Raw genomic sequence first — 14,044 nt, 5'->3', positions numbered from 1 at the left:
CGATTTATTAAATTTGATGCACCTTATGGAAGTTATAATTTATTCCAAAAAGTTTTCTAATTTATAAAAATGATAAATTAGATTTATGTGAAACTCTGGCTATAATCGAATAAAGATCAGAATTACCCAGTCCAATGGAGCAAGACGACATGGCAGGCAAAACTTTATATGACAAATTGTGGGATGACCACGTTGTTTCACAGCGTGATGATGGCTCATGTTTACTATACATTGACCGTCATTTATTGCATGAAGTGACAAGTCCACAAGCATTTGAAGGTTTGCAACTTGCGGATCGTCAACCATGGCGTTTAAGTGCAAACGTTGCTACACCAGACCACAACGTTCCAACATCTAAAAAGGAACGTGACCAAGGCATCGCTGGTATTGAAGATGATACATCTCGTATTCAAGTTCAAACTTTAGATGACAACTGTAAGGCCTTTAATATTGTTGAATTTAGTATTAATGATATTCGTCAGGGGATTGTGCATGTAGTTGGGCCTGAACAGGGCTTAACTTTACCGGGCATGACGGTGGTATGTGGCGATTCACATACAGCCACTCACGGTGCTTTTGGTTGCTTGGCGCATGGTATTGGAACATCTGAAGTTGAACATGTCTTAGCAACACAATGCTTGATTCAGAAAAAATCTAAAAATATGTTGGTTCGCGTAGATGGCGTATTGGGTAAAGGCGTAACACCAAAAGATGTGGTGTTGGCGATTATCGGTAAAATTGGTACCGCTGGCGGTACGGGCTATGCAATCGAGTTCGGTGGTCAAGTTTTCCGTGATATGTCGATTGAGGGACGTATGACGGTATGTAACATGGCGATTGAAGCAGGTGCGCGTGTCGGTATGGTGGCTGTTGATGACAAAACTATTGAATACGTGAAAGGTCGTAGCTATGCACCAAAAGGTGAGCAATGGGAACAAGCAGTTGCTTACTGGAACACATTGCATTCAGATGAAGATGCTGTGTTTGATGCTGTAGTTGAGTTAAATGGCGCAGAAATTGAACCACAAGTATCTTGGGGAACTTCACCAGAAATGGTTATTCCAGTTACTGAAGCTGTGCCAACTTTAGAACAAGCGAAAGATGACGTACAACGTAATGATTGGACACGTGCTTATCAATATATGGGTTTAAATGCAGGTCAGGCATTAGCTGATATTCAGCTTGATCGTGTGTTTATTGGTTCTTGTACGAACTCTCGTATTGAAGACATCCGTGCTGCGGCTGAGGTGGTTAAGGGACGTAAAGTGGCATCTACCATTAAACAAGCCATGATTGTTCCGGGTTCTGGTTTAGTTAAGCAACAGGCTGAAAAAGAAGGCTTGGATAAAATCTTCTTGGAAGCTGGCTTTGAATGGCGTGAGCCGGGTTGTTCAATGTGTTTAGCAATGAATGCAGACAAGTTACAACCAGGTGAACATTGTGCATCGACGTCTAACCGTAACTTTGAAGGCCGTCAAGGCAATGGTGGTCGTACTCACTTGGTGAGCCCAGCAATGGCGGCAGCGGCTGCAATCGCTGGTCACTTCGTTGATGTTCGTTCATTTTAATTCGATCTGGAGCAAACCATGAAAGCTTATACAGTTGAACAAGGTATCGTTGCACCATTAGATCGTGCCAATGTTGATACAGATTTAATTATTCCAAAACAGTTTTTAAAGTCGATTAAACGCACTGGTTTTGGCGATAATTTATTTGATGAACTTCGTTATTTAGATGAAGGTTATCCAGGACAAGACAATTCAGTACGTCCAAAAAATCCGGATTTCGTTTTAAACCAGCCTCGTTATCAAGGAGCAACAGTTTTAATTGCTCGTACTAACTTTGGTTGTGGTTCAAGCCGTGAGCATGCGCCTTGGGCATTAAATGAATATGGATTCCGTACGGTTATTGCACCAAGCTTTGCTGATATTTTCTTTAATAACTGTTTCAAAAATGGCATGTTACCTGTCATTTTGCCAGAAGAAACAGTTGAGCAGTTATTTAAAGAATGTGCTGCTAATGAGGGATATCAATTAACAATTGATTTAGCCGCTCAAGAAGTACGTACTCCAACAGGTGAAGCGTTTAAATTTGAAGTTGATCCATTTCGTAAGCACTGCTTGTTAAATGGATTGGATGATATTGGTTTAACTCTTCAAAATGCGGACGCAATTCGCGCTTATGAAGAAAAAACTAAACAAGTTCGTCCTTGGGTATTCCAAGAGTTGAATTAACCTTTCGGTACATTTTAAACATAGCCATGGCGTAGCGTTCAAACTCTTGCTAACATGCTAAAGCATAAAAACACCTTAGAATTATGCACTAGATGAGGATTGGGCTTGAACAATGAAGAGGAACGTTACTCATAGCTTTTTGTTGAGCCTGTGCGCAATAACACTCAGTGCTTGTCAAAGCACTTACAATGTAGTGGATACTGTCCGCATTAAGCAGGCTGAACAAGAAAATTTGGGGCAGAATGCAGCAATATATTGTTCGGGCGCGAAGAGTTGTGAATTTGAACGACTAAATGATATTACTGTAGTGGATGCGCAAACACGAAGAATTAGTAATCAGGCAATTCATCAAGGGATTGTGAGATTACAAGGTTCAGTGCTTAGCCAAACTAACAGCTTATATTTATCAGTGCCTGCTAAACAATATGAAGTGGTGATTCGTTTCTATCCGATCTCTCCGGATCGTGCAGAAACATTTCATGTGATTCACCAGTTTAATGCTAACCATCGCTATACATTTAAAATGTACCGAGACAAATCTAACCGTTCGGGTAGTTTGCTGAATGTTTCTGTACCAGATCCATTATGTGTCGATTTAGAACAAGATGGGCATGTCATTCGCCGTTTTTGTCGACCATTTGATGTTACAACAGGACTAGGTGAATTCCTTGAGCAGAAAAAACTAACACCGCGGTAGTTGTAGCACTGCTTGTCTTTGGAAAATGGAAAAAGTTCATGTCTAAACAGATTTTAATTTTAGCTGGTGATGGTATTGGTCCTGAAATTGTTGGGGCGGCAGAAAAAGTATTAAATACAGTAAATGAAAAATTTAATTTATCGTTAACTTGGGAACATGGCTTATTAGGCGGCGCGGCAATTGATGCGCATGGTGAACCGTACCCAGCAGTAACAAGTGAACAAGCAAAAAAAGCTGATGCAATTTTATTAGGTGCGGTAGGCGGACCAAAATGGGACACCATTGAGCGTTCTATTCGCCCTGAACGTGGTCTTTTAAAAATTCGTAGTGAACTTAACTTGTTTGCTAACTTGCGCCCAGCGATTTTATATCCGCAATTAGCAGATGCTTCGAGCTTAAAGCCTGAAATTGTTGCTGGCTTAGATATTTTAATTGTTCGTGAATTGACTGGCGGTATCTATTTCGGTCAGCCACGTGGTATCCGTGAACTCGAAAACGGTGAAAAGCAAGGTTATAACACCGACGTTTATTCTGAAAGCGAAATTAAGCGTATTGCAAAAGTAGCTTTTGAACTTGCAGGCTTACGTGGTGGAAAGGTTTGTTCTGTAGATAAAGCTAACGTTTTGGAAGTTACAGAGCTTTGGAAGCAAACAGTTACTGATTTACAGCAAGCAAATTATTCAAATATTCAGCTTTCACATATGTATGTTGATAACGCTGCAATGCAACTTGTACGTGCACCGAAACAGTTTGACGTGATCGTAACGGGTAACTTGTTTGGCGACATCTTATCTGATGAAGCAGCAATGCTTACAGGTTCAATCGGCATGTTGCCATCGGCTTCGTTAGATGAAAATGGCAAAGGTATGTATGAGCCTTGCCATGGTTCTGCACCTGATATCGCGGGTCAAAATGTGGCAAACCCATTAGCAACTATTCTTTCAGTTGCAATGATGCTTCGCTACACATTCCGTGAAGAAGCTGCTGCAAAAGCAATTGAAGATGCAGTAGGTCAAGTGCTTGATCAAGGTTTGCGTACAGCAGATATTATGTCTGAAGGTATGACAAAAGTAGGTACGGCTGAAATGGGTGAGGCTGTTGTAGCTGCTCTTGCTTAAAAGCTTATTATAAAAAAACGCAGCGTTGAGCTGCGTTTTTTTATGCCTATGTTTTAACAGGCTTTACCTTCATATTGAATTGACTCGGCAATGTCATTTTTAAGCTGGAAAATCACTTTGCAATTGAAATTAATATCATAAGAATTGCCGCTCAGATTTCCTGATTGGACAGGAATAGAGCTTCCTCTCATATCAACATTACTCACCATCGGAATAGGAATGCTTAAAGGACGCAAAATCGTATAGATGAGCTGATTGGGTGTTTTTTGCGGTGTATTGGCGACTTGAAAACCAAGACTACGTAGATTGATATCTTGTTGAATGGTCGCCGATGATTTTCCTAAAAAGCCTTTTAAATATTCCTGTAAATCTACGGATTGACGTGGGTGGCTAGCACAACCGTTAAGACAAATAATGATGAAAGATAATAAGCCAATTTGGCAGCGGGTATATATGTTCATTTTTCTCACTATATGAAATTATATTTATTATTAAAGAACAATAGGTTGTATTTACAAGCTTGTAAAGTAAAAAAGGAGGATTATGATAAATGGAAGGTAAATTTGTCTTTCGATTTATCAATTACTTCCGAACTACTTTAATAATAATTTTATAGAAAACTTAAGGACGAATAGTATGAGAAAAATAGTTTTTGCTTTTTTATGCAGCTTTGGCATGACTTCAGTCTATGCAGATAACTGTGATAGTGCCCGCAATACTTACGATGATATTTACTGTACAAATAAAATTTATGCGAGTGCTGATGCAGATTTGAATAAGAATTATCAAGCACTGCGAGTAAAGTTAAACACCGCGCAGAAAAATATTCTTAAGAAGTCTCAGCTTGCATGGATACGTCAACGTGACGCCGAGTGTACAGATTCAAATAGGAATAGTGTAGACGTGCAATGTCGTTTACAGACAACGCAAGAAAGAAACCATTGGCTGCAAGAAAGATTGCGTGAATGCCAAACGGTGGGATGTAAAACCAGTCGCTTAAGTGAATAAATAACGCAATAAAAAAGCCACATCATAAAGTGGCTTTTTTGCATTCACTAATTAGCGAGCACGGTACGTAATACGACCTTTAGTTAAGTCATATGGAGTCATTTCGACTTTTACACTGTCGCCAGTAAGAATACGAATATAGTGTTTACGCATTTTACCAGAAATGTGTGCAATAACTTCGTGACCGTTTTCAAGACGTACACGGAACATCGTATTAGGAAGCGTTTCGGTGACAACGCCTTCGAACTCAATGAGTTCCTCTTTATTGGCCATAGCCTACCTGATGATCAAATTGGAAAGGCGCAAATTATAGTCAATTTTTTTAAAAAAAACAAGATAGACACACTTCTGCTAAAGCATCTGGTTAAAGTATGACTAATAAAAAAAGATGTAATTTTTTTCACAAAAGAAGTGTAATTCTGTTGTCAGTTTGGTCAATCAACGCTAATCTAAAATCATAGTTATTAGGGACTGTTAATTGCATAAAGGTCAACAGCCCTAAATATCAATGAAGTATCTACATGGAAGGGCACTGCGTGGGTCAGCTAACAGATGCATCAGTTGTATTACGCTTTGGCTACCAAGCGATTCGTCGTGCGGGTTTGCCAACAGAAGAAATATTAACCAAAGCGGGAGTTGCTTTAAATCAGGTCGATACCAATGCACGTACACCGTTAAGTGCACAGTACGCCTTTTGGACTGCCGCTCAGGAAGTCAGTAAAGATCCAGACATCGGTCTGCATTTAGGTGAGCATTTGCCTTTGTATCGAGGGCAGGTGATTGAACATCTATTTATTAGTAGTGAAACCTTTGGTGAAGGCTTAAAACGGGCCTTAGCTTATCAGCGACTGATTAGTGATGCATTTGATGCAAAACTAGTAGTTGAAGAAGGACGTTGTTATTTAACCAATGGTGAACAGATTGGTGCTGACAATCTCGTCAATCGTCATTTCTCTGAATGTGCAATTTCGGGCGTGCTTAGATTTTTTAAGTTCATTACTGAAGGACAATTTCATCCTATCTTCATCGATTTTAATTTTAGCGAAGGAGCTTCTGAGGATGAATATTTCCGTGTATTTGGTTGCCCAGTTAGCTTAGGTCAGAAAGAGACACGTTTATATTTTGATCCAGCTATTCTAGATTTTCAGCTTTGGCAAGCAGAGCCTGAGTTATTGCAGTTGCATGAGCAGCTCGCGATTGAAAAACTACAGGAATTGGCTCGCTATGATTTAGTGGGCGAAGTTCGCCGTGCGATTGGTTCAACACTTGAAAGTGGAGAAACGACGCTAGAAACGGTTGCTGCTCAGTTGAATATTACTCCACGTCGCTTACGTACTCAGCTCAGTGAGGCAAATACCAGTTTTCAACAAATACTTTCTGACTATCGTTGTCGTTTGGCTAAAAAGCTTCTGGCAAATACCAATGAGAGTGTTGAACGTATTGTGTATTTAACAGGTTTCTCTGAACCAAGTACGTTCTATCGTGCATTTAAGCGTTGGACGAATGAAACACCTGTGGAATACCGTAAGCGTAAGCAGCATCGCTAGATAAGTATATGTAAAGTTGGCTAAGCTTACTCCGGTAAGTTTAGCCAATGTGGCCCAAGTGGTGGCTGCGGCAAATCAAACTGTTCAGGATAATTACACTGAATAAAATAAAGACCGTCGGGTGGGGCTGTTACCCCAGCCGCCTTACGATCCTGCGCCGCAAACATTGCATCGATATGATCAATCTCATACATACCTTGACCAATTTCGAGTAAGCAACCGACAATATTACGCACCATATGGTGTAAAAAACCATCTGCTTGAATATCTAAAACTAAATAGCGTCCATGTTCAAATAAACGGCAATGTTTTACATGTCGAACAGGCTGGTTTGATTGACATGCTGCTGCACGGAAAGTTTCAAAGTTATGCGTTCCTTCAAATTTACTAGCAGCTTTAATCATCTTTTGCACGTCTAGCTTTTGGTAAATGTGCGTAACTTGCTTGTGTAATAGTGCTGGGCGATGCGGTGCGTTATAGATGATATAGCGGTAACGTCGAGCAGTCGCTTTAAAGCGGGCATGAAAATTTTCATCCATCAGTTTAATCCACTGAATGGAAATATCTTTAGGTAGTTGACTATTTGCCCCTCTTAACCACCCCGTTTCTGGACGAATAGCGTTCGTGTCAAAGTGCGCCACCATATTTGTTGCATGTACTCCCGCATCAGTACGACCCGCACCGTGAAGTGCAATGGGCTCATCTGCAATTTTACTCAGTACACGCTCGATCGTTTCCTGAACGCTGGCAACGCCTGGCTGTTGTGTTTGCCAACCTCGGTATTGAACTCCGCTAAATTCAATACCGACTGCATAACGTTGCATGGCTTTACCTCTGTTTAATGCAAATTTTCGTTCCAATGGCTTAGCCATTGTTCTGGGGTTGGGTATTTTAAATAGATTTGAAGTGCTTTTGCATAGAGATCTGCATGGCTATGTGCATCACTGATGACAATTTTTGCAGTTTTGGTCCATGCACTAATCGCATAACGTTGATCAATACCACCGAATGTCACCTGAGTGGTAAGAATCGGAACACAGCCACGTGTGTAAAGCTCATCTAATGTTGCAAGTAATTCTTGGTTTACTGCAATATTGCCAGTACCAAAACCTTGTAACACTAAAAAGTGTGGTGGGGCTGAAAGTAAATGACGTAATTGCTGTACTAAGTGCTGTGTTGCAATGGGTTGCATCATCCAGTTTAAAATCTGGAAGGAAGCAGCTCGTTCAATTTGGGCATCTTGTACGATCAATTCATTTTGCTGAGGCGTAAACTCAGCTTCACTACTTAACCCTGAAAATGCATCGAGTTCAGTCGTATGCGTTTTTAATGCAGTCTGCGCGTGGAATACTTGATGGTGGAATGCGAGATAAGCACCCACAGGTAAAGCAATCACTTGTTCTAGTGCAAGATATAAGTTTTCAATTGCATCAGTAAATTCACGGGTGTTATCGCCTTGAATATTGAGTAACGGGTATTGGCTACCGGTGATCACAATATGACAGCTTTGGCCCAAAAAGCGGGCTAGGGTCGCAGCCGCATAACTGAGCGTGTCTGTACCATGAATAACAACGAAATGCTGATAACCTTCAAGTTGTAGTTGTTGTATACGTTGAATCAGGCGTAACCAATCAGGTGCCGTGCATGCACTGCTATCAACAATATTGGGTGCAGCAAAGCAGTCAACTGTTAAGTGTGGGGGAATCACTTTTTCAAGTTGAGGTAAGAATTGCTCATAAGGCATAGGAGCTAGAGGTTCACCAATGCAACCAAAAGTACCACCCATATAAAATAAGGCTATTTTTTTCATATTTTTGCAGGCATAAAAAAGCAGTCATCTCTGACTGCTTATGGTAAATCGAACAGTTCTAAGAAGCTATGCGATTAAGTAAGTTTTTCGCGCGTTGTTGTTGTTCTGTGTTGAATTTTTGCTCATTGCTTGCCAATAAGGCTTGAGCTGCTGGGTAGGCTCCTAACTTGATGTATTGCTCAGCTAGTTTTAGATCAAGTTCATTTTCATCTAACTGTTTTAATTCTGGAAAAGCTTCTACAAGGGGATCTTTGGTTTGATCTGGGGTAGTTTCTTCACGTACTAAGTCTACAAGGTTTTGAGTTTCAATCTCTGGTGCTGTAACTAATGCAGGCTCGTCTAGCGAAAACTCAAGAGGTGCGATTGAATTCGAGTCTAATGGCGCTTGTTCTACCAATTTAAGCTCATCTAATGATGAGATCTGTTCATTAGGTTTTACTTCTGGATCTTCATGGGTTAATTCAAGATTAAAATCCAAAGCATTGGTGTTCTCTTGAGCTGCTGGTGCTGCTATTGTCTGGTTTTTTTCCTCAGATTCATGCAGAGGTGCCAAGTCAAAAGAAAACTCTAGGTCAGCTAGCTCATTTGTTTCTTGAGATGGCGATAACTCTGATTTGTGTGTTGGTTGGCTGGTACTTTCGGTAGTCGTGGTTTGCTCAAATGAAAAGTTAAACTCTAAAGGTTCAACTTCAACAGCAGGTTCTTGCTTTACAGGGGTATAGTCTTGCTGCAATTCATCAAAAAAAGAAGTTTCAGAAGAACTTGTTGTTAATTGATCAAACTGAGCTGTTGCATCAGATGTATTTTTTGGCTCTTGGTATGTTTGAGCTTGAGGAAAATCGATCGCATCTGGTTGTCTTGATGACTCATATTCTTTTTGTCTGGCTTCTGCTTGAATGGCTATTTCATTGAGCGCTAAGCTACGAATATGGCTAATCAGTTGAGTTATTGCAAACTCATCTTTTTGTGCAATATGAATCTCAAGTAGCAATAAATAAAGTTCATGTTGCGTATTATCTTTTTTGAGCGCCTGATTGACTTGAGCTTCAGCGGCTGAGAATTGTTTTTCTTGAATAAGTAGCTGAATCTTCTGACGAACAGCGTCTGGAACAGGACTGCTTTGTGGAGTAGAGGGAATAGATTCTTCAACTACATTTACTTTAGTTTTTTCACGCGAGTTTTTACTTGATTTAGAGTTCGCTTTTTTATTGGTTTTTCTATTTATTGTTTTAGGGGAATTCGACTCTTGCTTTTGGCTATTTTCGCGTTTTTTTAAAATGACAGCGACCACGAGCAATATGATGAATGGAATCACATATAACATTACTTTCCCCTTAAAAAATAAATATTTGCAATATAAAGCGAGCTGACTCTGGTTTTAACTTAATGCTTTTGCTTATGAGTCTGTTGCTGTGCTTGTAACTGCTGTTGTAACTCTGCCAAACGTGCATTCAGAAGTTGAATACGTTGGTCTTTTAAACGTAAAGTTTGATTTAGTTTGGTTACATTCCTTTGTAATGTAACGGTTTTTTCTCTTGTTGTCATAACTTTTACTGCTAACTCAGTATTGTTTTGACTTTGTTGTGTGCTCTTTTTAGCACTTCCATGTGTAGAATTTTGACTGTTTTCAGCCACAATACTCATTTCGGCTTGTTGTAAACGGTATTTTGCTTTGCCAGAAGTTGATTTTGCAGTATGTGCGATATCTGTTTTTGACTTGTTTTGATGAGGTTTAGCTGCAGGAGAGTGAGCTAGGTTAAGTGCGATTCCCTGACGCAAACGATTTACATCACCTTGAATAAAAGCATGTCGGTTTTGTGTTTGAATATCATGCATGACTTTCGCAACAGGTTGTTTTGTTTTCGCGGCAATACGATTAGCAATGCTCCATAAAGACTCATTTCGCTGTACCACATATTTACCTGATGATGCTGGTCCTTTGTAGGAACTTAACGATTGTTTCTTCGCAGGATTTTGGTTAAGCGCTTTTTGAGATACAGATTTCTTTTGCGCTGTTAGATTTTTGACCGGAGTTTTTGGTGAATTATTTGTAGCTGTCTTAGCGCTGGTTGGTTTAATTTCTGTCTGATCTGGAGTAGTAGCTGTTGTAACTTGTTGAGCAACCTGAGTAGAAGGATTTGCACTAAGTGTATTGGATGAATTTGTGTTTATTGCTGGAGCAGTTCCAACGTTAATACTAAGACTGTGTTCATCATTTGAATTATTTGTAGTTGAGGCCGAAGTTGGTGATGCATATCTAGTACTTTCTGGCAGATTTAGAGCAATGTCTTTTTCATTGACAATAAACTGAGGTGACAAAGTACTTTCGTTATTTTCAGTCTTTTTTATAGAAGAAGGCTTAATTACGGTTTTGATATGCTGCAAACGTGTGGCAGAACCTTCACTAATTTTTACTACAATATTTAGTTCAGGATCAATCACAGGGCGAGATGAGGTAATTACAATAACCCCTGAGCCTTGACCGTTTTGGCGTGTATAAAAATTAAGATTTCCGGGCGGCTGATGAGTTACGCCTAACGCGCTTAAATCTTCAGGAGTCGCTAGACTGACTTGTAGATTAGCGTTGGGGTCAGCTTGTTGAAAATTCATTTCGGCATATAACAAATCGCCAGGTGCGGACTGAATTTGTATAGGGTCTAATGTAATCGCATAAATAGAAGGCGAAGACATAATGGTGAAAATGGCAATTTTTAATTTGTTATAAACAGTCATCTCAATCCATGACCTAATAAGTCGTAAAGTCATTCAAAATTATACAATAATGAAATGTAAATAAATTGTAAAATTTTCACAAACCAGTTACGAAAAAGCCGATCTAATGTGATCGGCTTTTTATTTTGACTGAATAATTCAAATCAAATTATGAGCTTTTGTATTCAACTAAAATACGTAACATACGACGTAAAGGCTCAGCAGCACCCCAGAGTAACTGGTCACCCACTGTAAATGCACCTAGATATTCTTTACCCATGTTGAGTTTACGTAGACGACCTACAGGCACAGTTAAGGTACCAGTTACAGCAACAGGTGTAAGGTCAGTCATAGACGCTTCACGAGTGTTTGGTACAACTTTCGCCCATTGGCTTGAAGTACAAATCATATCTTCGATTTCATCAAGCGGCACATCTTTTTTCAACTTGATAGTAAGCGCTTGAGAGTGGCAACGCATCGCACCAATACGGACACAGTGGCCGTCGATAGGAACAATTTGTGAGTTACCCAAGATCTTGTTGGTTTCAACCTGACCTTTCCACTCTTCTTTTGATTGACCGTTTTCAAGTTGCTTATCAATGTAAGGAATTAATGAACCCGCTAATGGCACACCAAAGTTAGCAGATGGGAAACCTTCACCACGTTGTAACTCAGCAACTTGACGATCAATATCCAAAATTGCAGATTTAGGATCATCTAACAATGTTTTAGTATTGTTATATAAGTAGCCCATACCAGTAATTAGCTCACGCATGTTTTGTGCGCCAGCACCTGATGCTGCTTGATAAGTCATAGCAGTCATCCACTCCACCAAATTATTTTGGAAAAGTGAACCTACACCCATCAACATAAGCGATACTGTACAGTTACCACCTACGAAAGTTTTGGTGCCGTTAACCAAGCCGTCTTTAATAACGTTAAGGTTTACTGGGTCAAGAACGATGATCGCATCATCTGACATACGTAAAGTTGAAGCTGCGTCAATCCAGTAGCCATCCCAACCAGTCGCTTTTAACTGTGGGAAAACTTCAGACGTATAGTCACCACCTTGACAGGTAATAATGACATCCATTTGCTTCAGACTATTAATGTCTGTAGCTTCCATAAGTGCTGGGGCAGTCTTACCACCAAATGAAGGAGCTTCACCACCTGCATTACTGGTAGAGAAATAAAATGGCTCAATATGAGCAAAATCATTCTCTTCAACCATACGTTGCATAAGGACGGAACCGACCATCCCGCGCCAACCGACCAGACCTACTTTCATGTCATTTTGCCTCGGTGCGTTAAAATTGTTAGGGGGAGTTGAGTGTATCAAAAGTGTCCACAACTGCAAGCGTTACAGAAACAAAACACCATCTTTATTGAGTAGAATATCTTGTTTATGTTACATACAAAATTGATAAAGATGACAAAAACTTTAAAAAACAAATCATCTTAAAAGAGAAAATTCAATGATTTATATCGAAGTTCTAGCTGGTCTGGTGATTTGGTTAAGTTTCTGGTCACTTATTCCTCGTGATGAGTGGTGGTTTCGTGGTGCCGATTTTCCTAGGTTGCAGATTCTATTTGTTGGTCTTTTAGCTTTTATAGGAATGCTGTTTTGGCCAACCGAATGGAATCTCTGGCGTGAAGTCGTGCTGGCTGCGCTCATTGCTGCCATTGCCTATCAGCTTAAAATGATTTTGCCCTATACCTTGTTTTGGAAAAAACAGGTTAAACAGGTGAAGACGTCTCAATTAGATCCACAAAAGCAGATTTCATTAATCGTATCGAATGTCCTTACTCCTAATGATAAGTATCATTTATTGCTTGAACAGATCAGGACATTAAAACCAGATTTACTACTTACATTGGAAAGCGATACGACATGGGAAAATGCTTTAAGAGAGATTGAAAGTGACTATCCTTATCGCGTTCCTGTACCCTTAGATAACCTCTACGGCATGCATTTATATAGCCGTCTACCTTTATCAAATACTGAAGTTAAATTTATTCTCAGTGATGAAATTCCCTCTATTCATACAACTGTGACTTTACGATCTGGTATGCCAGTTCAACTCTATTGTTTGCATCCTAAGCCACCTAGTCCAACTGAGGCGAAGGATTCAACTCTACGCGATGCTGAACTTTTAATTGTGGGCGACCAAATTAAAGATCTAGATGAAAGCTGTATTGTGATGGGAGATTTAAACGATGTAGCTTGGTCACGTACTACACGGTTATTTCAACGGATTAGTGGATTGCTTGACCCGCGTGTTGGGCGACATTTTATTAATACTTTTCATGCGGACTATCCTTTATTGCGCTGGTCTTTAGACCATATTTTCCATAGTACAGACTTCGGTTTAGTGAAGATGCAGCGTTTACCTCATATTGGATCTGATCATTTTCCTGTCTATGTGGTTTTGCAGACTGGTCGAATATTTGAGCATATTCAAGAGGAACTGGAACAAACTCAAGATGATGAAGAAGAGGCGCAAAGAGCCATCCAAGAAGGAATTGCAAAGGCTGAAGCTGAAGAAAAAGTAGTAACTGATAAAATTGCACAGCCTTATAAATAAAAAGAATATAAAAAGTGATGTAAGCAATATCGTACAAAGATTTGAGTCTAGGGCGAATAGGCAGAGGGTTATAAAAACCTTATTCTACATTCATCGGCACACGGAACCGGGAATGGATAATCCCACGTAAGGATACATAACGCTGATATGGAATAGCATCACGGATCAGATGTTGGAACGGAAACGATAAAAATAATTATTAACCTGAAAGCACAACCTCATTTACCCGAGTTTTGCAGGACGCAGAACTCGGGTTGATATTTTTATATACCTTATTAAATTTATTGCAAATCACATAAATATTTCCAAGTTTATCTTATTTTTAAAATCTAT

General features: G+C 39.7%; 14 protein-coding genes. 7 read left to right on the top strand and 7 right to left on the bottom strand.

The genetic code is table 11. The features are described from left to right. The first annotated feature begins 149 nt into the window (after positions 1 to 149). The 4 genes from leuC to leuB all read left to right on the top strand — a co-directional run bounded on the left by leuC (position 150) and on the right by leuB (position 4,049). Positions 150 to 1,568, top strand: a complete 1,419-nt coding sequence (leuC, locus tag F928_RS19750) for a 3-isopropylmalate dehydratase large subunit (protein WP_002115007.1) — start codon at positions 150 to 152, stop codon at positions 1,566 to 1,568. An 18-nt stretch (positions 1,569 to 1,586) separates the two neighbouring features. Further along, the gene (gene leuD, locus F928_RS19745; RefSeq protein ID WP_002114814.1) at positions 1,587 to 2,234 is read left to right on the top strand and encodes a 3-isopropylmalate dehydratase small subunit; all 648 of its coding nucleotides are present in this window, start codon (positions 1,587 to 1,589) and stop codon (positions 2,232 to 2,234) included. A gap of 112 nt (positions 2,235 to 2,346) precedes the next feature. Beyond that, on the top strand, positions 2,347 to 2,931 hold the full coding sequence (locus F928_RS19740; protein WP_005066026.1) for a hypothetical protein: 585 nt from the start codon (positions 2,347 to 2,349) through the stop codon (positions 2,929 to 2,931). Between the two features lie 38 nt (positions 2,932 to 2,969). Then, entirely contained in the window at positions 2,970 to 4,049 is a 1,080-nt protein-coding gene (gene leuB, locus F928_RS19735) for a 3-isopropylmalate dehydrogenase (protein ID WP_002114882.1), read from the top strand. A gap of 53 nt (positions 4,050 to 4,102) precedes the next feature. Here the strand turns inward: leuB and F928_RS19730 are convergent, their stop codons facing one another. Next, positions 4,103 to 4,510 (bottom strand): hypothetical protein, encoded by a 408-nt coding sequence (locus F928_RS19730; RefSeq protein ID WP_005079209.1) that lies wholly within the window; start codon positions 4,508 to 4,510, stop codon positions 4,103 to 4,105. Positions 4,511 to 4,685: 175 nt separating this feature from the next. Between F928_RS19730 and F928_RS19725 the strand changes: the two genes are divergently transcribed. Next, a complete protein-coding gene (locus F928_RS19725) occupies positions 4,686 to 5,057 on the top strand; it encodes a lysozyme inhibitor LprI family protein (protein ID WP_005079207.1) in 372 nt (123 codons plus the stop codon). Positions 5,058 to 5,108: 51 nt separating this feature from the next. Here the strand turns inward: F928_RS19725 and infA are convergent, their stop codons facing one another. Further along, on the bottom strand, positions 5,109 to 5,330 hold the full coding sequence (gene infA / locus F928_RS19720; RefSeq protein ID WP_001284370.1) for a translation initiation factor IF-1: 222 nt from the start codon (positions 5,328 to 5,330) through the stop codon (positions 5,109 to 5,111). A gap of 263 nt (positions 5,331 to 5,593) precedes the next feature. Between infA and F928_RS19715 the strand changes: the two genes are divergently transcribed. Beyond that, positions 5,594 to 6,604 (top strand): AraC family transcriptional regulator, encoded by a 1,011-nt coding sequence (locus F928_RS19715; protein WP_005066032.1) that lies wholly within the window; start codon positions 5,594 to 5,596, stop codon positions 6,602 to 6,604. A 26-nt stretch (positions 6,605 to 6,630) separates the two neighbouring features. Here the strand turns inward: F928_RS19715 and truA are convergent, their stop codons facing one another. From truA to asd, 5 genes are all read right to left on the bottom strand, one after another. Next, entirely contained in the window at positions 6,631 to 7,428 is a 798-nt protein-coding gene (truA, locus tag F928_RS19710) for a tRNA pseudouridine(38-40) synthase TruA (protein WP_005079200.1), read from the bottom strand. A gap of 14 nt (positions 7,429 to 7,442) precedes the next feature. Next, entirely contained in the window at positions 7,443 to 8,414 is a 972-nt protein-coding gene (ansA, locus tag F928_RS19705) for an asparaginase (RefSeq protein ID WP_016805986.1), read from the bottom strand. 58 nt (positions 8,415 to 8,472) lie between these two features. Beyond that, positions 8,473 to 9,738 (bottom strand): hypothetical protein, encoded by a 1,266-nt coding sequence (locus F928_RS19700; RefSeq protein WP_005079197.1) that lies wholly within the window; start codon positions 9,736 to 9,738, stop codon positions 8,473 to 8,475. A 59-nt stretch (positions 9,739 to 9,797) separates the two neighbouring features. Next, a complete protein-coding gene (locus tag F928_RS19695; protein ID WP_005079196.1) occupies positions 9,798 to 11,147 on the bottom strand; it encodes a type IV pilus assembly protein FimV in 1,350 nt (449 codons plus the stop codon). A 148-nt stretch (positions 11,148 to 11,295) separates the two neighbouring features. Then, a complete protein-coding gene (gene asd, locus F928_RS19690) occupies positions 11,296 to 12,414 on the bottom strand; it encodes an aspartate-semialdehyde dehydrogenase (RefSeq protein ID WP_005079195.1) in 1,119 nt (372 codons plus the stop codon). Positions 12,415 to 12,601: 187 nt separating this feature from the next. On the opposite strand from asd, the gene F928_RS19685 reads away from it, so the two are divergent. After that, on the top strand, positions 12,602 to 13,711 hold the full coding sequence (locus F928_RS19685; RefSeq protein ID WP_005079194.1) for an endonuclease/exonuclease/phosphatase family protein: 1,110 nt from the start codon (positions 12,602 to 12,604) through the stop codon (positions 13,709 to 13,711). Positions 13,712 to 14,044: the final 333 nt, after the last annotated feature.

It is taken from the genome of Acinetobacter pittii ATCC 19004 = CIP 70.29 (assembly GCF_000369045.1).
Taxonomy (GTDB): Bacteria; Pseudomonadota; Gammaproteobacteria; order Pseudomonadales; family Moraxellaceae; genus Acinetobacter; species Acinetobacter pittii.
Note: the sequence above shows the minus strand (reverse complement) of the source record. Positions and strands in the feature narration are given on the sequence as shown.